At 39.4% G+C, this 23,013-nt stretch carries 17 protein-coding genes; 2 read left to right on the top strand and 15 right to left on the bottom strand.

What is annotated here, in order from left to right:
• Positions 1–167 precede the first annotated feature (167 nt).
• From accB to SCALIN_RS20285, 10 genes are all read right to left on the bottom strand, one after another.
• Positions 168–623, bottom strand: coding sequence for an acetyl-CoA carboxylase biotin carboxyl carrier protein (gene accB, locus SCALIN_RS20335; RefSeq protein ID WP_096896268.1), 456 nt, complete (start codon positions 621–623; stop codon positions 168–170).
• A 3-nt stretch (positions 624–626) separates the two neighbouring features.
• On the bottom strand, positions 627–1,154 hold the full coding sequence (locus tag SCALIN_RS20330) for a TIGR00725 family protein (protein WP_096896267.1): 528 nt from the start codon (positions 1,152–1,154) through the stop codon (positions 627–629).
• Entirely contained in the window at positions 1,154–2,686 is a 1,533-nt protein-coding gene (locus tag SCALIN_RS20325) for a tetratricopeptide repeat protein (RefSeq protein WP_096896266.1), read from the bottom strand. The genes SCALIN_RS20330 and SCALIN_RS20325 overlap by 1 nt, the downstream gene beginning before the upstream one ends.
• Positions 2,687–3,139: 453 nt before the next feature.
• Positions 3,140–4,603, bottom strand: coding sequence for an aldehyde dehydrogenase family protein (locus tag SCALIN_RS20315; protein WP_096896264.1), 1,464 nt, complete (start codon positions 4,601–4,603; stop codon positions 3,140–3,142).
• 349 nt (positions 4,604–4,952) lie between these two features.
• Positions 4,953–5,861: a VWA domain-containing protein gene (locus SCALIN_RS20310; RefSeq protein ID WP_162532440.1), complete on the bottom strand. Its 909-nt coding sequence runs from the start codon at positions 5,859–5,861 to the stop codon at positions 4,953–4,955.
• Positions 5,862–6,074: 213 nt separating this feature from the next.
• Positions 6,075–6,659: a hypothetical protein gene (locus SCALIN_RS23250; protein WP_096896262.1), complete on the bottom strand. Its 585-nt coding sequence runs from the start codon at positions 6,657–6,659 to the stop codon at positions 6,075–6,077.
• A 232-nt stretch (positions 6,660–6,891) separates the two neighbouring features.
• Positions 6,892–7,914, bottom strand: a complete 1,023-nt coding sequence (locus SCALIN_RS20300) for a vWA domain-containing protein (RefSeq protein ID WP_096896261.1) — start codon at positions 7,912–7,914, stop codon at positions 6,892–6,894.
• Positions 7,915–8,093: 179 nt separating this feature from the next.
• On the bottom strand, positions 8,094–9,503 hold the full coding sequence (locus SCALIN_RS20295) for a hypothetical protein (protein WP_096896260.1): 1,410 nt from the start codon (positions 9,501–9,503) through the stop codon (positions 8,094–8,096).
• Positions 9,500–10,354: a DUF58 domain-containing protein gene (locus SCALIN_RS20290; protein ID WP_096896259.1), complete on the bottom strand. Its 855-nt coding sequence runs from the start codon at positions 10,352–10,354 to the stop codon at positions 9,500–9,502. The genes SCALIN_RS20295 and SCALIN_RS20290 overlap by 4 nt, the downstream gene beginning before the upstream one ends.
• A 170-nt stretch (positions 10,355–10,524) precedes the next feature.
• Positions 10,525–11,541 (bottom strand): AAA family ATPase, encoded by a 1,017-nt coding sequence (locus SCALIN_RS20285; protein WP_230406670.1) that lies wholly within the window; start codon positions 11,539–11,541, stop codon positions 10,525–10,527.
• A gap of 729 nt (positions 11,542–12,270) precedes the next feature.
• On the opposite strand from SCALIN_RS20285, the gene mtnP reads away from it, so the two are divergent.
• On the top strand, positions 12,271–13,131 hold the full coding sequence (gene mtnP, locus SCALIN_RS20275) for an S-methyl-5'-thioadenosine phosphorylase (RefSeq protein WP_096896257.1): 861 nt from the start codon (positions 12,271–12,273) through the stop codon (positions 13,129–13,131).
• Between the two features lie 416 nt (positions 13,132–13,547).
• On the opposite strand, the gene SCALIN_RS20270 is transcribed toward mtnP, so the two are convergent.
• From SCALIN_RS20270 to purH, 5 genes are all read right to left on the bottom strand, one after another.
• Positions 13,548–13,808 (bottom strand): SemiSWEET family sugar transporter, encoded by a 261-nt coding sequence (locus tag SCALIN_RS20270; RefSeq protein WP_203415595.1) that lies wholly within the window; start codon positions 13,806–13,808, stop codon positions 13,548–13,550.
• 266 nt (positions 13,809–14,074) lie between these two features.
• Positions 14,075–14,263: an addiction module toxin, HicA family gene (locus SCALIN_RS20260; RefSeq protein WP_096896256.1), complete on the bottom strand. Its 189-nt coding sequence runs from the start codon at positions 14,261–14,263 to the stop codon at positions 14,075–14,077.
• A 236-nt stretch (positions 14,264–14,499) separates the two neighbouring features.
• Positions 14,500–16,821, bottom strand: coding sequence for a nitric-oxide reductase large subunit (locus SCALIN_RS20255; protein ID WP_096896255.1), 2,322 nt, complete (start codon positions 16,819–16,821; stop codon positions 14,500–14,502).
• Between the two features lie 456 nt (positions 16,822–17,277).
• A complete protein-coding gene (locus tag SCALIN_RS20250; protein WP_096896254.1) occupies positions 17,278–18,099 on the bottom strand; it encodes a 3D domain-containing protein in 822 nt (273 codons plus the stop codon).
• Positions 18,100–18,274: 175 nt separating this feature from the next.
• Entirely contained in the window at positions 18,275–19,846 is a 1,572-nt protein-coding gene (gene purH, locus SCALIN_RS20245; protein WP_096896253.1) for a bifunctional phosphoribosylaminoimidazolecarboxamide formyltransferase/IMP cyclohydrolase, read from the bottom strand.
• 412 nt (positions 19,847–20,258) lie between these two features.
• On the opposite strand from purH, the gene ppdK reads away from it, so the two are divergent.
• Complete coding sequence (gene ppdK / locus SCALIN_RS20240) at positions 20,259–23,012, top strand: pyruvate, phosphate dikinase (protein ID WP_096896252.1); 2,754 nt, start codon at positions 20,259–20,261, stop codon at positions 23,010–23,012.
• Position 23,013: the final 1 nt, after the last annotated feature.

Raw genomic sequence — 23,013 nt, 5'->3', positions numbered from 1 at the left:
CTATCGCACATTACGATGCAAGGCAAACTCAGAGGTTTGACCGCACTCAAGAAATCGCAAGACAACACAAACGGTAAAGTAAGCCGGAGTCATACAACACAATCCTTCACCCGCCAAGTCAATCTCTTGTCATTTTATACAGTTAAAAAAGATTGCCCTAAGTACAACTAGTTTTCTTCTCCAGATGGCTCAACACTAAAAAGAGGCTGTCCATATTCAACAGCAGTGCCATTTTCCACCAGGATCTCAACAATTTTTCCTTTTGTCTCTGCTTTAACTTCGTTCATGATCTTCATCGCCTCAACGATACAAACAACGGTCTCTTCTCCAACTTCATCTCCAATATCTACATAAGGTCCGGCACCAGGAGCACTAGTGTAAAATGTTCCAACCATTGGAGCTACGACCTCAGAAGTATTTGATTCATCCTGTGATGTTAGATATTTAGTTGCACCTTCCTGCAATGAAGATTTAACATCAGGCAATTGAATACTCGTTTGTATAGAATCCATGCTGTTCCTTTTTAAACGTATCTTGGTTGCCTCTTCCTCAACCTCCATTTCAGCAAGACCATTTTCATTCATCAACGAAATTAATTTTTTTACTTTTTCAATTAGTTCCATTTATCAATTCTCTTTATTTTCTATGATAGCAAAGGCCCTATCCACTGCTTCCTTCGCATTTTCACACCTTATAACACTGTCCCTATAAACCAGTTCTTCGAAGGCAGACATTCTACCAGATAACTGTTCTAAATTCCAAGTCTGAATCCCAATTACAGGTTTCTTTTTTATAAGAGCATAACTGATCTCGGTAAGAGTGCCTAATCTGCCACTTACCGCAATTATAGCATCCCCGGAATATGCAACCAGAACATTCCTCGCAAAACCCAAACCTGTCGGTAACGCAATATCGATAAAAGGATTTGCACTGCCAGGATCTTCATCCGGCAAAATCCCAATCGTAAGGCCACCTATTTCTTTAGCACCTTTAGCCGCTTCAGCCATCACTCCACCCAGACCGCCACATATCAGAACCGCACCTCGACTTGCTATCTCCCGTCCCACTTCGTTCGCAATTTTAGAAATTTGAGGACTTAACAAATCATCACCACTACCACTTCCTATCACGGATATACAAATTTTTTTTGACATTATTTATTTGCAATTTTATCTTCCAGCATCACAAAATCGATATCAGCAAGAAGTTCCAGACAAAAACCAATTTCCACATTACTCTCTCCAAGTACCTTTGCAAGCCTTACCGCTTCTTCCTGAGTCAAGCCAATTGTTACCGCTGGCAACAACTTTCTCCTATTCACTACTAGCATATTTTTCTCCTTTGCACAAGCAGGAAGCACAATTGAAAAACCCTTATCACGTTTACCTAGCTCTTCAAGCGCTTTTTCATGTTCAGCTATTGAGTCACGGAACGAACCTTTCTTTTTATAAGATACAGACAAATCATTATGTATATTCCCATAAGCAGGATCAATACTTGCCAACTCCTCCCATGTATAAATCGCCTTATCAAGATCATCCTTAAAGTAAAATGCCAATCCAAGGTTATATAGCCCTTCCAGATAATCCGGATTAATCCGTCTTAACTTCCAAAATAGTGAAATAGCCTTATCATATTGCCCCTTCTGAATGTGAATAAGCCCAAGATTATTTAGAGCAGAAACGTTATCAGGTTGAATGCCAAGAACTTTTTTATACTTATAAATTGCCTTATTAATCAGCCCCCAGTTTTTGTAAGCAAGACCTAAACTAACAAGGGTATCTATATCATCAGGGTTTGATGTTAAAATTTGCTTGAATTCGCTGATTGCTTCTCTATACATCTTATTTTCAGAGTAAACAATACCGAGATTATAGCGAGTGTCCAACATGTCCGGATTTATTTCAAGAGCCTTTCTCCAGACAGAAACCGACTCGTAAAACATCCCCTTTTTATCATAAGCGTTCCCAAGGTTAAAATAAGCATCTATAAAGTCAGGATCAATCTCAATTGCATTTTTCCATGCAGTTATAGCATCATCAAACAGACCCTTATCAAATAAAATTGAACCTATATTATTGTAAGCATCAGAATATTTATTGTTTATCTTAATCGCATCTCTATACGATGCAAGTGCGGCATCCAACATATTCTTGTCATAATAAGCATTTCCCAGAATATAGCAGGCCCCTGCATGGTCACGACGTAATATCAAAGTATTTTTTAATTCTTTGATTGCATTATCCAATTCACCGATATTCATAAATACAATACCAAGTAAATAGTGAATTTCCGGATCATCAGGGTCAACTTTTACTCCATATTTGAATACATCTTTCGCCTCAGTGTACATACCCTGTCTAGTATATGCTACCCCAATATTAAAATAGACATCAATATCAGAAGGAGTAAGTTCTAAAACCTTTTCCCAGGAAGAGATAGCTTTCATCAACAACCCTTTTTCCTCGTAGACATTCCCAAGGTTATAGTATGCTTCTACAAATGCCGGATTAACTAAGACAGCTTTTTCCCATGCTAAAATAGCATCATCTATATTACCTTTCTCGTAATGAGAAATGCCAAGATTATAATAATAACTATGGCCATCAGCACTAAAAAGAATGTTTTTTGGAAGAACAAAAAATAAAAAAATAACCAATATCTGAACTATGCGTTTTGTTTTCATTGTTACCACTATCTTAATTTGTGCTTTTTATCCTGATTGTCTTAGTCTAATACTAGAAAAAGAAATGACTTACTACAAATCATGGCCTACGTATAGCTATAAACCAATACGTTGTAGTTTTTCAGTGTGGGATGTATTTGTCCGGTCTCTAAATAAAAAATCTGCATATTATAAAAGACCTGTGAAACAACTCTTATATCAAATTAGAAAAAAAACTCAATATAAATTTTTACAGAAATTGCTGTTACCAGTATTGTAAGTACCACAAATTAAAGCTTTTCCATCTCTATCAAACAAAACCATATTGATTAAAAAGTTGGTTTAAAGCCCTCGGCTAACCTTGAAAATACCCATGCAGCGCAGCTAGGGTTCTGAATATAACCAAAAAGCATATCTCATTCTAAACCAATACCTATAATCAAACTTCATGTTACTAAGTTATTTAACAAACGTTTAGCTGCCAAGGTTTATCCACACACTTTTTACCTGTGTATACAACTCTAAAGCATGAACACCCAGCTCTCTACCAAAACCACTCTGTTTAAAGCCACCAAAAGGCGATGCAGCATCAAAAGCATTATAAGTATTGATCCATATTGTACCAGCCTTCAAATCTCTGGCGAGCCTGTGTGCCTTTTTTATATCCTTTGTCCAGACAGCAGCAGCCAGGCCGAATATCGATAGATTACTCTGCCTTACCATTTCATCAATATCATCAAAACTGATTGTCGAAACAACTGGTCCGAAAATTTCTTCTCTCGCTATCTTCATATTGTTATCAACCGCGTCAAAGATAGTAGGCTTAATAAAATACCCTCTTTCACCACATCGTTCACCGCCTGTTACCAGTTTTGCTCCCTCCTGTTTTCCAGCATCGATATAACCTAATATCTTATCAAACTGTTCTTTAGAAACCTGCGCGCCCATCTGAGTGTCGGCATCTACCGGGTCACCAACACGCATACCAGCAGTTTTATCTGATAACTTTTCTACAAATTCATCATGAATACTCTTTTCGATAAACAATCGGGAACCGGCACAACAAACTTCACCCTGATTAAAGAATATACCGGTCATAGCGCCGGCAACGGCACTATCAATATCGGAATCTGCAAATACAATATTTGGAGACTTTCCACCTAACTCCAGTGAAATTCGTTTCAAATTCTTTGATGCAGCCCGCATTATGATTTGTCCAGTAGCATTTTCACCAGTAAAAGCAATCTTATCAACATCCATATGCTCAGCAAGGGCCGCTCCTGCCGTAGGACCATAACCTGGCACAATATTCAGAACTCCATCCGGCAATCCTGCCTCCTGGCAAATCTCACCTAGCCTCAATACAGTTAATGGCGTCTGTTCAGCAGGCTTAAAAACCACTGTGTTGCCACAGGCCAGAGCGGGCGCTATCTTCCAGGCAGCCATTAGAAGGGGGAAGTTCCATGGTACTATCTGTCCCACAACACCAACAGGTTCTCTCGTGGTATAATTAAAGTACTCTCCTCTCACCGGAATTGTCTCACCATGGATTTTGTCAGCCCATCCCGCATAATACAACAAACAGTCAATCACAAGTGGGAGATCAGCATTCGTTGTTTCACTGATTGGCTTACCATTGTCCATAGTTTCAAGCAGGGCCAATTCATCCTTATTCTTTTCTATCAATTCCATGATTTTTAACAAAATCTTACCTCTTTCACGTGCATCCATTTTTTTCCATGGCCCTTTTTCAAAGGCCTTACGAGCAGCGGAAACAGCTAGATCAATATCTGCCTTATCTCCCTCGGCAACAGATGTTAATACCTCTTCCGTTGCGGGATTTAAGACATCAAAAGTTTTACCTGAAACAGAATCTACCCATTTGCCATTAATAAACAATTTTCCAGGTTTTATTTGTATATCCTCTTTTGAAACCATATTATTCACCCTCTCAATTAATTAGTCACACTATACTTTAGCGGAAACATTCTTACCTGACGGATTATTTGACAGTCAGATTTTGATCTATCCAACTTGTCATTTTCAAAATAAAAGCGGAAACCTCTTATCGCACTATACCAGCGCCATTGTATATAGTCAAATATGTCATAGAATATGAAAAATTTCCAGATTATTTTAATAACATTATCAGTAAACACGGAAGGAGAAACTCGTTGAACTTATCTACTGAGGAGTCGGCCTGAGAAAAGTAAAGAATTATGAGTATAAAAGAGAAAACATCAAAGCGTTATAACAGGCAAACGATTATCGTAAAGAACACCTCGCCTTACAACAACAAAAAAAATACGAGAAAAATCAACACACCACCTAGAAAGTATTGCGAAATATCTTTAACGGTATTTCTGGTCTTTACCCCTAAAACTTTTCTATGTTCCGCTATAACTCCCTCAAAAATACCCTTAAGCTCATCTCCAGTCGCATCATGGATATATCTACCACCGGTTACATCCGCAATTTCCTGTAATAATTCAGGATCAGGCCTTGTCATAATCGTATTATCCTCTATATCAAGCTCGTAACCAATTGTATGTCCATTTTTGTCCTTTTTAGGGATTGGAGAATACTCCTGCAGGTCTCCAATTCCTATCAAATAAACCGAGATATCCTTCCTCTCCATAAGCATCTTTACCGCTTCCGCCACCTGGCTTCTAACTGCCAACTGCTCCTCTCCGTCAGTAAGAAAGATAATTACCTTCTCTCTCTCCTCCTTGCTGAACGACTCAATTGCAACAAGTAGAGCATTTCCAACATTTGTACCGTACGGGACAAAACGCGCGTAGTTCTCATTAATCATACGCAAAATTCTCAAATAAATGCTATCATAATCTGTTGTCAGATAAGGAAGCATGGAAAATGCCCGTCCTGCAAATACTACCAGACCCAAATAATCATTCTCAAGGCCCTTAATCAAGTTTTCCATCTCAATTTTTGCCCTTTGCAGTCTGTTAGGTTTTACATCCTCCGCCAGCATACTCAGTGACACATCCAGAACAAAGACAATCTCCATACCCTCCTTCTCAAAATACTCTTCAGTAGTCTGCCACTTCGGCCCAACCAGGACCATACACAGACCGCAAAATGAGGCGCTGATCATTAAACCTTTGGTGATATTGCAGGTTGTATTCGGTATCCTGCTGAATCTCTGTAAAATATCTAGCCCGCCAAAACTCTTCAACCAACTCCTCTTCCTCCCCATGGAATAGAGATAGGCAAGAAAGATAAGCACCACGCCAGGGAGTATGTAAACTAAATATTGTTGTTGTGAAAAGAATAGCATTTTTAAGAGTAATATTTTATGGTGAATTAGTGCTATTGTCGAATAATGATAGAATGTATCTCGTTCTAGAGAATTCCAGAAATTTAGTCCTCTCGAAAGCGAGGTCTGTCCTCACCACCTGATCTTCTGTTCTCCACTATGTCTGTATTTATTACCCCACGGAATGAGCTTCAAAGACTGGATCCTCTCCTCTCTCTCCTGTTTGACCTGAGAAAACAGTGTTGAGAGTTGTTTTTGCCCCAGCCGCATTCTTTCAAGGTTCTTTTTCGCCTCAAAATCGTCAGGATCTATCCCGAGCACCTTTGAATACTCTTCCGCCGCCGTAATAAAATCCATATTTGTTGCTATTATATTCGCCCTGTTATATATGGCATTTTCTTTAATTGCTTCGTTATCTGTTCTGGCAGCCTGCTTGAACTCTACCCCCGCACTTTTAGTGTCACCCATCAGCATCAAAACTACACCGGTATTGTACGCAACATATGAATCTTCTCTATCAAGATATTTAGAAAGTCTGTATAATACCGACCCTCTTACCTCTTCCAGAGTATCAAGCGCTTTATTATATCTTCCCATTTCTACGTCTTTTTTCACATCCTCAGCAAGTCTGCACTGACTCAAGTAGCCCCGCCCACAGGTAATCAATACTATTGCCATGACTAGAAGTGATATTTTAATAATGTTGATTCTGTTCATTGATATATTTTCCTGATTTCACCAAACATCCTTTAATTTGCCTCTCTTGCTGAATATCGTAACTTTAATATTACGACCCATTTCTTTTTTCGCCAGTTGTACCAATTCGCACCTGCGCACAAACCATTTATCAATGACATTCTAAACAAAATACGTAGTCCCCGTTTTCCAAACAGGCCTCATATATAAGTCCGTTTGGGAGACAGACTATACATACTTACCGTCAGTCTTATTACGGAATCTTCAACCATATACTTTCTATTACTATCATCCCTAACAGGAAGCATATACTTATCGCCGTTGGAACAAGGAAGAGATCTTTCTTCTTTACAACAGTTTGCATTATTATCTTTTCCTTTTCTATTTTGTCAATCTCTGAATAAAACCTTTCAACCTCCTCATAGTTCTCCGCTTCAAACAATTTCCCACCTGTTGATTCAACACCCTTCCTTAACGATGCCGTTCTTTCAGCAGCTTGTTCATGCTCTACACCTGTCTCAGCAGAGGCAGGCACGGAGACTACGTGTACTTTTACCCCGAGCCTCTTAATAAAACGAAGAGGCCTTGTCGGGTTTATACCCACATTATATATGCCGTCTGTAAACAGGATTATAACCTTGTTTTTCATCGAGCCTCTTCCCTGTACCATTTTCACAAAATCCAGAGCATACTTACCAAGCCCTTCATCCCTGTTAATACTTTTTCTCAATTTTTTGATTTCAAAAACCTGCCCCATGTCCCTTTCAATAAGTGCAAGAATTGAAGTAAAAAGTCCCTCTCCGATAGCTGTCCTCACACCAACATGATGAGGTTTGATCCTGTCTAACGACTTCTCCAGCAACTCTGTTTCCCAGGTAGGAAGCACTACAACTACCGCGTCAGTTCCGTACATGGTAATCCCTATCATATCATGGCTTCTTTTCCTTATAAAATCTTTTGAAATGTCTCTGACTTTTTCCATAGCCTCACCGGTCATACTGAACGAAGTATCTATAGACAGTATTATTTCACGTCCCTGGTATGTGACTTCTGCTTCATGATAGCTGGATTGGGGCCTCGCAAATGCAAGTGCTGCAAATAATACGGTAATGAAGCAGAGTATTTTTGGCAATCGTCTCACATAAGTCTTAACGCTTTTAGTCTCTTCTATATGCCTTGTGCTTGAATAGCCTAAATATTTTCCTTCTCTTCTTAAAAAAATCAAGACAATAAAAGGAATCAATACCAGTAGAAAAATAGGATTTCCCAGATTCATGTTTTATATGTTCTGTAATATGATAACATTAGATTTTTTGGTCTTCCTCCATCACATTTCAATCTGAGTGAGGGACGACCAAAGAATCTTTCAAACGTTGTCTATAACAAATATTCAAATTGTAAAATTTACTAAAGGCAAATACACAAATTAATAATAGATGCCACAAAATGAATTATCTAATAATACCCCCGCCTTCTCGACTCTTTCAGAATCTCCGGCACTTCATCCATAGCCTGCTTAATTACATCTCTATTGACCTCACCAAATATAACGGAGTCAAATGATTTAAGTACATTGTCCGCGGTATCAACTATTTCATCCGCCAACTTTTTATCCCTGATTATAGCAATTAGTTCATCTGTAGTTACAGAGCGCACTACATTTCCGGGCATCTCTTTTAACGCGCCCATAAACCCCCTCAATGTACAATCAACCATTACAACAGACCGCCTCAAATCATCATCTTCCGCACCAATGTCAAAACTGTTAATCAGTGTTTCAATCCTCTCTGCATACGCAAGAGGAGACATAGCAATCCTTTCTCTAAGAATCGCGGACATCCTGTATGCAAGCTTCTTGATTTCATTTGCCCCAAGTGCAATTATGATAACAACCCCGATAATTACCGGCAGGTGGCTTCTTAAGAATTTATCCTTCCGTGAATAAACTAGTGGCCCCTTTGACCCTTCAAGTGGCACATCAATTCTTTTTAATAAGCTATTAATTAAAACAGGTATTGCCGGAGCGCCTACTCTTTGAGTTACAGGAATCTTTGCATCCTCTTCCTCAAAAACATCTACTTCACCCTTGTTAAAATACAATACGGGTATTGAAGGAATTTCAAAATTCTCTTCTTTATCCGGTAAATCGTAAATCGAGAGCTCATATTCTATAGTGGTCTTTCTCAGCTTTCCTTCCGCTTCCTCATTGATCCTGAAATCTATTAATTTAAACGGACTGAGATTAAGTTCCCTCATATTCTCTTTAAGTATCTGTATATACTTTTCATGCCAGACCGTAAGTGTATATTTAAGTGTATCTCCAATGTTAATTATATCTCTATCCAACTCTGTCTCTACCAGAATGGGAACCTTCTTTAAAGCCATGGAAGAGGATTGTACCTGCCCGGAACTCTTATTTGCCTCGTCATTGTACGAAATGTAGAATGCGGGTACCGTGTATATTCCCACTTCCGCATCATCAGGCAGAGAGAGGATGTATGTTATGACACAAAAGTCACTATCATTATTAAATATCTGCCTCTCCCCAACTGTCACCTTTTCTATGCTGAAAGGCGAAAGATCAATCGAATTAAATTCCTCCGTATCTACACTGACACCCAGTTTCCACACCATCTGCAGGGTCAAATGAATCATTTTACCGGTAACAAACCGATAGTCACTTACAAACAGCCACAACTCAACGGCCTCATCCATTTCAGGTATCAGTGTATCTATATCACGCGGCTGGACGGAATCTCCATACTCATGTTCACGTCCATAATCTGATTGCCGTGCCTTGCAAGTGTTAATAGACATAATAAACACAAATGTACCCAAAAATATTAATAATAAAATTCTCTTCATCTTTTTATCCGGCTTCTGCGCCTGATTCTCTTATCAAAAAAATCTGACAGAGCGCCTGTCCATTGTTCTTCGTTCTGATCGGTCTTCAACGTAAGGTAATCAAGATTAAGCTTATTAAACAAATTTTTATGTTGTGGTTTCGTAAAGAGATCCTGAGACAGATCCAGATACTTTACTTTTTGAGTTTCCAAATCCTTTACTGCCACAAAACCTCTTGCCTTAGGCAATACTTCTTCCCTTATGTCAGACAATACTATTGGAATAACATCGTGTTTTTTTATAAGGGATTTCAATGAACTCTCATAATCAAACGGTGCAAAGAAATCAGATAATACAAAAACAAGTGAAGGAGCGAATTGCAAACTGTTCAAAAATCTGAATGCGCAGTTGATATTTGTCTGTATGCTTTCCGTCTTATCAATGATCATATTCCTCGCTAATTTTATACCTTCTCTCTGGCCGGCTTGAGGCGGGATATAGTTCTCAATCTTATCAGTAAACGTTATAAAGCTTACGAGATTACCTGTTTCTGTTGCTGATTTGACAAGTATAGAAACTATGGAGGATTGAATTTCTTCTTTTGTAAAATGTGCTGAACCAAACTTCTTTGAACCACTTCTATCGATCAAGAAGAATATATTAGTCCTTTTATCGACCAGTTTAAGCCTGACATGCAAGTTCCCGGTCCTGGTAGTAGCCTTCCAATCGATAGACCTGAATTCGTCACCAGGCTGGTATTGTCTCAGCTCATCAAGTTCAATACCTCTTGTTGAGTTCAAGTAACTGGAGAAAGAACCTTCAAAAAGGTTCGCTACCATTCTCTGAATATGTAACCTTATCTTGCTTCTCAAAAAGCCAGCCTCTTCCGAATCAAATAGATAGAGTTGTAAAATAGAGAGTTGTTAGTGCGTATCAGTTACGGAAAATATATCTTTAAAAATGTATGGGTGTTTCCCAATAAGCAAATCATAAAGTTTGTTTGGAAAACGAACCCTATAAAAATTGCTTTACGCAACAGAGACTAATGAGAAGTATCTGTTTCCAGAATGGGCACTTTTTTCAATATATTGTTTATTATATCGTCCGGATCACTTCCTTGAGCCTCTGCCTCATGTGTTAATATGATCCTGTGCCTTAAAACAGGATATGCCATCTTATGGATATGTTCCGGAAGGACCATATTGCTCCCTGAAAGGAAGGCACACACACGTGCCGCTTTTGCCAGGTAAATAGAAGCGCGAGGCGAAGCACCATACATGACCATATTGCTTATGAATTCGTCTGCATCAGAGTTCGGCCTTGTCTCTCTTACAATGCGTGTCGAATATTTCACGATTTCCGATTCTTTATACAATGGGATCATTTCAGCCATGAAATGTCTCAACGTTATAATTTCATCAGGGCGCAAAACCGTGTTCAACTCAGGTTCTTCGCCGCCAATCTGTCTCTCCGTAATTTCTCTCTCTTCATCATAAGAAGGGTACGACACCCTTATCTTAAACATAAACCTGTCAACCTCAGCTTCCGGCAGGAGATACGTACCGGATATCTCCAACGGATTTTGAGTTGCAAGCACAACAAATAACTTTTCCAACTCAAACGTCTCTCTACCTATAGTTACCTGTTTTTCCTGCATACTTTCCAGTAAAGCACTCTGGACTTTCGCGGGTGCTCTGTTGATTTCATCTGCTAATAATAAATTAGTAAATACCGGCCCTTTCTGGACCGCACTTTTCCTTGTTTCAGGATCGCATAGCTCAAACCCTGTAATATCACTTGGTATCAAATCCGGTGTAAATTGTACCCTCTGGAATTTTGCATCAATCGTCCTTGACAGTGTCTTAATAGTCATCGTTTTCCCAAGGCCCGGATAACCTTCCAGTAGAATATGACCATCAGAAAAGAGTGCAATAATAATTGCCTCGATCATATCATCCTGACCTACAATAACTTTTCCAATCTCCTTCTTTATATTCTCAAATTTCTCTTTTATATATTGGACATCCTCAAAACCCTCAGACTTCTTACTTTTAGCCACCCTTATTTCTCCCGTGTTGAATATCCCAGAAACTTTCTAATTTTTGATTCGGGTAATTCTGTATAAGTATAAAAACGCTGGCAGTAATTATATAATATAATGTGTTTTACTGTCAATAATGATTAGCAGATAAAAGAATAATAACATTGGTCCTTGTGGATCGAGAATGGAGGACTAATACGCGGTAGGTCAGGTCAAAAAAATCTTTAATAAAAAATCACACCTGAGTTGCATGGCCAAATGTTATTTATCCGTAATATCAATATGCTACGTTCATTACTCAGACAAACGAGTTGACCATGCCACCAGAATACCAGGATAAAACCCGGAAGCATGCGGGAGAAAATCTGTAAATTTCCGAACATTGATTACGTTGAAATGCTTAAAACCAGAACATATTGTTAATAAACATCTTATTTGTGATTGTGTGAGCACAATATACAGTGCGATAATACTTTCTTCCTTCAAATTACATTTTTTAATTTTCATAGTAATCTTTACTGCTTTTTTGAATCGGTTGCCGTTCTGATCGCAATATGTCCATACAGTATTTCTCAGAAACAGGCTGTGTATAAATAAACTCTGATTACAAAGCCAAGCAAAAAGCATTTTTTGTGTTCTTTCGTGTTTTTTTAAATTTCTATACGTTTAAAATAGTTCTTGACGGTACAGGATGCATCGTTAGAATAACACGTTTTTAATAGTAAAGTGTATATTAAGGATATAAATATGACTAACGGAAGAATAGGAATAATTGGTGGAAGTGGCTTGTATAATATCGAAGGAATATCTGATGTTGAAAACGTAAAAGTAGAAACACCTTTTGGAGACCCATCTGATCAATTTATTACAGGAAAACTGGAGGGCAAAAGCGTTGTCTTCCTCCCGCGACATGGAAAAACCCATAGTATATTACCATCTGAGTTGAATTTTCGTGCTAATATCTATGGCATGAAGAAGCTTGGAGTCGAAAGGATAATTGCCGTCAGTGCGGTAGGAAGTATGAAAGAAGAGATAAAACCTTTGGACATAGTGATTCCTGACCAGTTCATTGATCGTACACAAGGCAGGATCGGCTCCTTTTTCGGTGAAGGGATCGTTGGCCATGTAAGTCTTGCGGACCCTATCTGTTCAGTCCTGGCAAATACACTCCACAAAGCAGCAAACAGCGCAGGAGCGACCGTACACAAAGGAGGAACTTACATATGTATAGAAGGTCCCCAATTCTCTACGAGAGCAGAATCACTTACCTACCGCCAATGGGACGTAAGTGTTATCGGAATGACAAACCTTCAGGAAGCCAGACTGGCCCGTGAAGCTGAAATCTGCTATAGCACACTCGCACTTTCCACTGATTATGATTGCTGGCATGAAGGTGAGGAAGATGTCACGGCAGAAATCGTCCTTCAGAATATCATGAAAAATGTTGATACGGCAAAGGCCATAATAAAACATGCTATTCCAACAATTGAAGGTGAAAGGAATTGCGGATGTGTAAATGCGTCAAGCAATGCCATTGTAACGCGTAAGGAAAATATTCCGGACGAAGTAAAGGAGAGGTTGAGTCTTATATTCGGAAAGTATTTATAGATATTATCAATAATATTGCGTTTTCAACTTATTAACAAATCAGTTCGCCATTGTTGAAAAATCATCCTTCGACTCTGCTCAGGATCACGTCGCACTGAGCGGAATCGAAGTGTTATCAACATTGAAACACCACAGATCAAATTATATAATCAAAGATATTTTATAATTCTGACCCGGGAGATTACTCGGTATTGCTTTGACACCTTTAACAAGGGATGTAGTATTCTCCTACTCTTTTTATGGTAAATGAACTAAAAAACTCTTTACTGAATAGTTGGAAATATATTTTTTTAATCGCTTTATTGGATAAGCCATTTAGTACGAGAAGCCTTAAATTCAAGCAGATTCGATTTCTTATTGCTTGTTGGAATGAGAAAATCAACTTTAAGTCCCTGTTGGTATCTGAAAAAGCAGAGTTATCTTCGCCTGATATATTTAAAACGTAAAAACACAATAAAAAGACTGAATGCTAACCCTGCCGCATTAGCCGTAATAATTATCATGTCATCAATGTGTATGCCATAGGACAACCACAATGAAAGTCCGAGAATCAGGAGCATGTACATTACAGGCGAGATATCATCCAATCTCTTTGTACGCATTCCTCTAATTATCTGAGGTATAAAGCCAGAGGTTGTACATACTGCCGCAATTATACCTATAATTTTCCACTCCATCTAAATTAACTCCTTTCAGCCTGCCTGGTAAACGGCAGGCAGAGGTTCAAAAGGGTCGATCAAATCGTTATTTTATGATTAGACTTCTATCGTTTCCAGATGGGCTCCTTCCGGAACCACACACTCAGTCTGAAGCATATCTTCGATTCCGATACGAAGTGACTCTAACAGTTTCACACGTATCTTTTCCTGTGCATTTACACCGGGAATATCTACCTACCAACCAACCCACCAATTGTTTTTTTCCTGTATAATGGCTCTATACTTCATTTATTCCTCCAATCCTGAATTTCAAGATCTTTGCATATCTTTGAAGCAAGTAAATCTACAATTTCATTATGCCTTGGAATTTCTGTTTTTAACTTTCCTTTACCAAAAATTGTATGCCTTCTTCCTTCTATAACAACGCAGACACCATGTTTATGCAACCAACTGATAAATTTTTTCCTCTTCACTAAATTAGTATTAAATCAAAAAGTCCCCGGTTAAAAACGCCTTACGTCAGAAGTGAACTCAGCAGTATCCGGTCAGATTTAGTCACTTTTAACTAGCGTTGGAGACGTTGAGATTGTTCGGCAAAGCTGAGCTTACATTGTTCCTTCCTCAGAATTACATACTGACTTGTAATTCTGAATGCAGCCCTGGCGGGGAAGATGAATGAAGAATCTAACCTGGTCGTGGCTTTGGCCAATTAAGCTACCTGCACATCACGCTCCGGTAGCTCTTCTGTAATAAGGACCGGCTCTTCTGATTTCTGTGTTGTTGCAGCAGCTTTGAGCGAGTTCAGTCGTGATACCATGAAATAGAGTAACGGTATCACTCCGGCAAAAAAGAGCACACCGCCTACCGCACGCATCCAGGTCAACACCTGAAAGGCACCGCCAAGAATAAATTCCTGTGAGCGAGCTACCCAGTAGCCATTTTCTACAACCGACCTGAATTGCAACACTCCGGCGGGAAAGGTATCCATCAGCACCATCAGTAAAAGTCCCACATTTATTGCCCAGAAGGTCGAACGCAGCAGCCTTACATTCCAGCGCCTGGAAGTAATGACATGTCTACTGCAAAACAGTACAGCAGCTATCGAAAGATTACCGTAAACACCCATCAAAGCAGCGTGGCCATGATTGACTGTTAGATAGGTACCATGCTCGTAGTAATTTATTATCGGAAGGTTTATAATCAAACCAAACACACCGGCACCGAAAAAGTTCCAGAAATTTACGGCAATGAGGAAAAGAAATGCCTCTGAGAATCCAAAGGAGGAGCCTGTAACGGCTGAATCTTCTGATCGTCTAATAGAATATCCCGGAATCCGAACAAATTTCCATACTTCAAGCGTCAATAGTACAAGAGGGATGACCTGGAGGGTTGAGAAGACACTGCCAATTGCCATGAGAGCTGCTGGTTTCGCATTCCAATAAAAGTTATGGGATATACCAAGAAGACCGGAACCCAGAAACAGTAGCGTTGCCAGGTAAATTACCCTGGTAGCACCCTGTCGGGAAACCAGACCCATGAATACCATGTAGCAGGCAATAACTATTGTAGTAAAAACCTCAAAAAAGCACTCTGCCCACATGTGAATGACGCACCAGCGCCAGAAATCTGCAATAACGAAATTTGTATTCTTCCCGCCCACAAAGCTTGACAGGAATAGAATAGTAATAGCTACAACAGAGTAGAGAATCCAATACGGCAGAGAGAATGCGGATTGTCCCTTCAAAGCCGGTTTTACCCCTCGGTAAATAATGACTGCCCACATAATGAGCGCTGCAAAGAGAACAATCTGCCATACCTTCCCAAGTTCAACAAATTCCCAGCCCTGATTGCCAAACAGTCTCCAATTGTCACCAAGAAGGTTCTTCGGCCCCAGAAAACAGCCTACTAACATACCTACAACCACTGATACAAGTAAGCCGAAGAGTACATTGATAAGGAGAACCTGACGGTTTGGCTCCTGGCGGTGTATTCCGGGAAGAAGGAATATGGAACCGGCTATCCAGCAGGTTGCTATCCACAGAATAGATAACTGTACATGCCAGCTTCTGGTAATAGTTATCTGTAGAAATTCAGAAATATTGTAGCCAAAAAAAGTTGTAAATCCAACGAAATCGTGAATCGTCAGGACACCAGCCACGATCTGGATGAAAAGCAGTGCAACCGCAACTACAAAAAACTTGTAAGCTGCACGTTGAGTGGCCGTTGGAATAGAAGCTTCAACGCTTTTGTTGTTAACAGGATTTTCTTTCACCTGTAACTGCGAAGCTTTGGAATAATAGCTGTAAGTACAGAGGACGGCACCCAGACCGAAAATCAGAAACAGCATCCCAATAACACTCCACAATATTACTGACGGTGTTGGAACATTCCCGGCATATTCATCAAAAGGCCAGTTATGTGTATAGCTGGACTCGCCACCTGGTCTCTCTGCCGCGCAAACCCAGGCGCCCCAGAAGAAGAACGCAGAAAGATCATTTAGTTCTGAATCGTCTGTAATATAACCTGCCGGCTTAAAAGCCTCCTTGTGATTTCCCTTAAATTTGAGTCTATAGTAATCGACCAGCTGTTCTGCCGCGTACGCATATCCCTCAGTAAGGACTACAATATTTCTCTCCATGTCGTAGCGGTTTTCTTTGAGCTCTCGCCTGACTTGAACAGAAATACCATCTTTTTCTATTTGAGACAACTCGCTCAGATTTCCATCTGTAACCTGCCTGCCGTAATAATTATTCATATCAACCGCTATACGGTGGAGCGCTTCGGCAGTAAAGTCCGGTCCACGGGCAGCACCATCTCCAAACATGCTTCCGTACTCCATCAATGCGTATTTCTGGAAGACCAGTTGTCCACGTTCGACAGCAGACTTTTGAACAATTTCCACACCTTCAGGTGAAATATAATCAGGTTTTGGAGGAGCGTCTTTATATGTACTGAACCCCATAAATATAACACCTGACGCACCCACAACGAGAACTGCAAGTAGATATTTCCACCAATTAGTACTCTTCATAATCTTATATCTAAGAATCCTTCTGATTTACTTGTTGATTTTCAGGAAGCCGTTGTCTACACTATCCTTAGATCGTTTTAAGGGCTTCTCTTATATTTTTTTATTATATCAAACCACACACTAAATAAATAAAAAAATGAAAGACGGTGACAATTAGTAAAGTGTTTATACACAAACCGTCTCACAGTTGTTTATCATTATTTTCTAATGTTTAAAACATAAGCATTCGATTTAAATATGAGAAATAAAGAGCTTAATGTTATCACATACAATATGTAAGTTCAAGTGTCATATAGTCCGAGTACCTGAAAAATTTTTATAATTTCTCTCATATGATAGACATTAAATAAATAGTAAGTGCTATTATCAATCAGTCAAAATGCAACATGCAACAAAACACCTCAATACCCGTCCCCACATTAAAGTGTGGGAACGGGTACGGGCAAATTCATTAACTTACCGTTTTAGAAGGTAATAGAGCTTTCCGGTGGTATTAAAATTCTCCGCCTTTTGGATAGCATTTTTGCCTATCCCAAAGAAAATATCTGCCCTGTCAGCCGTTTTGGCAGTACTCCTTGAATCATTTGCCAAGACAAAAAATGATTTTCCCGATTGCCTTTTATCCTGATTGAGGTTTGTCGACCCTTCTATTACCACAAAGGCGAGTCCGCCAGGAGGCAAAACCTTATCATCGGTTGCAATACTACGCATTGGAGTGACATGTAAGCCTAATGAACCAAAATAGACTGCAGTATTCCAATCATATGCAAGACTTGTACGATTTGTAACATTTTTGTCTGAAATTGGAAATCCATAACCTTTAAAATGGACTTCACCTCCATGTTCCTTTCCTGTTGCCTGAAAGATCCTGAAATTTTTTGCAATAAATTCTGTCAACTCCTGCGGGCTCTTGCTACTAACATATCCATCCCTGAAAAGCTTTAAGGTCTCTACCTGTTTTTCAGGGGTAAAACCTATAGATTTAAAGGTGCCAGGATATGACTTGACTTTTTCAAAATATAACCTGCTATTGTCTACTGCGTAAAGTAATTCTATTTTGCCATAATCATCTTTAAAATCAGGAATTTTGTTTGTATCGGTAATTTCTGTCAGACCCGTACCGGATATTCTTTTAGAAGGAGATGATGCTGTTTTCAACGCTTCTGTTGAAGAAAGAGATGTTTCCTGCACCGTAGTTGTCGCACACCCTGTCAGGAAAAACACTACCAGGAGGGCAACTCCAAGTAAACAATTAAAAGTGTTATTTTTTTGTATCATGAATATAATACTCCTTTCTGGAATAATAATGATGTTAAGTGCTTGATAAAAAATGAAGCGGTAACAGTAGCATTAGAACTGCCATAATTTCGTATGTCTGACTGTTCTACTGTCGGATATTAGTCGTCAATTTGTAAAAAAAGTTATCTATTATGTTTAGTGTAGATTCTTGTATTTAGTGTTTAAAGTGCCTCTCACCGGTAAATACCATTGCAATTCCATGTTCATTTGCCGCGTCTATCGATTCCTGATCCTTTTTTGATCCACCAGGTTGTATTATAGCAGTAATTCCAGCCTTAGCCGCAATGTCGATACAATCCCTGAAAGGGAAAAAGGCGTCAGAAGCCATGGCTGTCCCGGCAGTCCTGCCACCAGATTTACTTATCGCGATATTTGTAGAGTCAACGCGGCTCATCTGGCCCGCACCCACACCAACAACCATCTTGTCTTTTGTAAAAACGATTGCATTGGATTTAACATGCTTGCAAACCTTCCACGCAAACAGCAACTCATCTATATCATCTTCTGATGGAGCTTTTTTTGTAACCACCTTCAACTGATCTTTATCTCCGGAGTTCATATCTTTATCCTGAACCAATAAACCGCCCACAACACCCCTGAAATCAGTTATTCCCTTCTTTACGGATAAATCGCCAAGCGAGTCCAATTTCAATAATCGAAGGTCCTTTCCCCAACCACGCTTTGTAGTCAAAATCTCAATCGCCTTATCTTCGAAACCCGGCGCCGCAATCACCTCAACAAAATGACCTGGCTCTGTAATGGCCTCAGCCGTCTTTTCGTCAACCGTCCTGTTTAAACTCAATATGCATCCAAAAGCCGAAACTGGATCTGAACGGTAAGCATTTGCAAAAGCGTCTTTCAGGTCTTCTGCGCATGCTACACCACAAGGATTAGCGTGTTTTATTAATACAGCGGATGGTTTTTCAAATTCCTTAACGATTTCAATGGCAACATCGGTATCCAATATGTTATTAAAAGACAAAGCCTTACCATGTAACTGTTGAGCATTTGAGATACAAGGCACATCAACGTTTTTATCAACATAAAATGCTGCTGTCTGGTGTGGATTTTCGCCATATCTTAAATCCTGCTTTTTATCCAATACTCTACTTAGTGTTTCCGGATAAGCTTCTTTATTATCCCTGTTGAAATAATCAAATATTACCTTGTCATACTGGCTGGTATGTTTGAATGCCTCGGTAACCAGTTCATAACGGGTCTTATATGTGAGATCACACTCTTCTTCTCTGAGTTCATCTAATAAAGCGTCATAACGATCAGGGTTTACTACAATTGCAACGTGTTTGAAATTCTTCGCTGCAGACCTTATCATAGATGGACCGCCAATATCGATATTTTCAACAGCTTCTTCCTGAGACACATTTTCTTTGCTGATAGTCTTCTCAAACGGATATAGATTAACAACTACAAGATCTATTGTGCCAATCCCTAAATCCTCTATCTGTTTCATGTGACTTTCGTTGTCCCTGACAGCAAGCAAGCCGCCATGGATCTTTGGATGCAGCGTCTTTACCCTGCCATTCATGATCTCTGGAAAACCCGTATATTCAGATACATCCGTAACCGAAACACCGCTTTCCCTGATAGATTTTGCGGTTCCACCTGTCGACATAATCTTAACACCAAGGTCTGCCAGACCCTTAGCCAGATCTATGATTCCAGTCTTGTCAGAAACACTTATCAAAGCAGTTCTTATCTTTGCCATTTACACTCCCTTCAATTGTTGATCTTTTTATCTTATTTCAGGCGTTTATACATAAAATAAATATAGTATCTAAAAGTATATATAACTTATTGAATATTTGCTATTTTAACTTTAATGTGTAATACTTGAGTATATTTAAAAAAACAAAGAAAAAATGCTACCAGAACAGCCTTATTATGTCAAAACAATAAGCGTAATAATTTTACTTGCTAGAGATAAACATGTTTGATAGTATCAAATCCCCCATCTCACCGTATAAAATACTAAATAATGTTTTATGGCTGAAACGATGTTAAGCTATATTGTATTGAAATACTATTGATTCTAGAATAGTAATTCTGCCAAAGCAGGATTGTGTTCACAATTCCGGGTAAGAATCGGTATTGTAATTAACTAAAAAAAGGTAAAAACTATGAAAAAGAAATATATTTATTTTTTTGGTAACAACAAAGCTGATGGTAATGCCAGAATGAAGGACCTTTTAGGTGGTAAGGGCGCAAACCTTGCTGAGATGGCAAATCTAGGTTTCCCTGTTCCTCCTGGATTTACAATTACAACTGAAGCGTGTGATGAGTACAATAGACAAAACAAAAAATTCCCTACAGGACTTCAATCTGAAATTGATAAAAACCTGACCCGCCTTGAACGTGAAATGGGCGCTAAATTAGGAGATCCAAATAACCCTTTATTAGTATCGGTAAGAAGCGGTGCCGCGGCTTCAATGCCAGGAATGATGGACACAGTTCTAAACCTGGGTTTGAACCCTGATTCCATACAGGGACTTATCAATAAAACCAATAACGAAAGATTTCCAAGGGACGCGTACAGAAGGTTTATAAATATGTTTGGCAATGTTGTCATGGGTATGAAACACCATGATTTTGAGGAAATAATTGCCCGACACAAAAAAAAGGCAAAAGTGGAAAATGATACGGATTTGAACGCAGAACAATTAAAGAATATCTGTAAAGATTTCATAGCGATATACAAAAAAAGGACCGGCTCTGATTTTCCCTTAGATCCTAAAGAACAACTACGTAAAGCTATTATTGCGGTCTTTGATTCCTGGAATAATCCAAGAGCTGTAAAATACAGAAAAATATATGATATCAGCGGTTTATTAGGAACAGCCGTAAATATACAGGCTATGGTTTTCGGCAACACCGGTAACAATTCTGCGACAGGCGTGTGCTTTACCAGAAACCCATCTAACGGAGAGAACAAATTTTATGGAGAGTTCCTGCTGAACGCGCAGGGTGAAGACGTTGTTGCAGGTATACGAACTCCGGAACCAATAAGCGATCTGGCAAAAGAATTACCTATAGCATACAAGAAATTGGTAAATATAAAAAACAAATTGGAAAAGCACTACAAAGACTTACAGGATATAGAGTTTACGATACAAGAAGGAAAGTTGTTTATGCTCCAGACTCGAAATGGTAAGAGAACCACTCAGGCAGCGGTAAAAATCGCAGTTGATATGGTAAAAGAAAAACTTATCGACAAAAAAACTGCCATCAACAGGATAGAACCAAACCAACTGGACCAGCTACTTCACCCAACGTTTAATCCAAAAGCAAAAAGAAATGTTATCGCATCAGGTCTGCCGGCATCGCCCGGAGCGGCTTCAGGCAAAGTAACATTCCACGCGGATGAAGCCGAAAAGCTGGCGGCAAAGAATGAAAAGATCATCCTAGTGCGAATAGAGACATCACCGGAAGACATTGGAGGAATGCATGTAGCACAGGGAATACTTACAACCAAAGGAGGCATGACCTCACACGCCGCAGTAGTTGCCAGAGGGATGGGAACATGCTGTGTTGCAGGATGTGGCGGCATTCAAGTAGATTATGAAAAAGAGGAATTTACCGTAGGCGAAAAAACCATTAAAAAAGGCGACTACATCTCTCTGGACGGTACACGTGGCGAAGTCATTCTGGGACAAGTACCCACAGTAGAACCGACACTCTGTGGGGACTTTGGAAAACTGATGAAATGGACAGATGAATTCCGCAGGCTAAAGGTAAGGACAAATGCCGATACGCCAGAAGACGCTCAAAGGGCCAGGGATTTTGGTGCAGAGGGAATAGGTCTATGCCGCACGGAACACATGTTTTTTGGCGAAGACCGGATTGATTATGTCAGACAGATGATACTAACAGCTGGAAACGTTACCAAACTGAAAATTTCAGTTAATGAGGCAAAAGCAGAGCTTAATAAAGCACCAAAGAAAAAACTCTCTTCACTGAACAACAAAAAAAATAATATTCAATCCAAGCTTAAAGAGTCACAAAGACTATATAAAGGTGCGTTGAATAAGTTATTACCCATGCAGAGAAGCGATTTTACAAAAATTTTCAAGGTCATGAACGGCTTTCCTGTAACTATTCGGCTTCTCGATCCGCCACTACACGAATTTCTGCCAAACGAAAAACATTTACAAATCGAACTTGCAAAAAAAATGGGAATGAATCCTAAAGAAGTAAAAGACAGGGTTGACAGTCTTCATGAAACGAACCCCATGCTGGGATTGAGAGGTTGCCGTCTCGGGATTACCTACCCGGACATTTATGAAATGCAGGTAAAGGCAATAATCCAGGCAGCATGTGCTGTAAAAAAGCAAAATATTAAAGTATTTCCAGAGATCATGGTCCCTCTTGTTGGCACGGATGAAGAAATGAAAGTGCTTAAAAACGATATTAAAATCATAGCGGAGAAAGTGTTGACAGAAAAAGGCGCAAAGATAAACTACAAGATCGGCACGATGATTGAGATACCAAGGGCCGCTTTAACCGCAGATCGCATAGCTAAATACGCGGAATTTTTCTCATTTGGTACTAACGATCTAACACAAATGACATTTGGATATAGCCGTGACGATGTTGGCTCTTTTGTACCACAGTACACCGAACGCGGGCTATTGGAGAAAGATCCTTTTCAGGTCCTAGACCAGGATGGAGTAGGACAGTTAGTTACAACCGGCATCAAGAAAGGACGACAAACCAAACCGGACCTTAAGATAGGAATTTGCGGAGAACATGGAGGAGAACCCTCATCAATACAGTTTTGTAATAGAAACGGTATGGACTATGTCAGTTGCTCACCTTTCAGGGTACCAATCGCACGTTTATCATCTGCTCAATCAGCAATAAAGGAAAAACAATAGT

It is taken from the genome of Candidatus Scalindua japonica, from assembly GCF_002443295.1.
GTDB classification, from domain to species: Bacteria; Planctomycetota; Brocadiia; order Brocadiales; family Scalinduaceae; genus Scalindua; species Scalindua japonica.
This window is presented reverse-complemented; position numbering and strand designations above follow the sequence as displayed.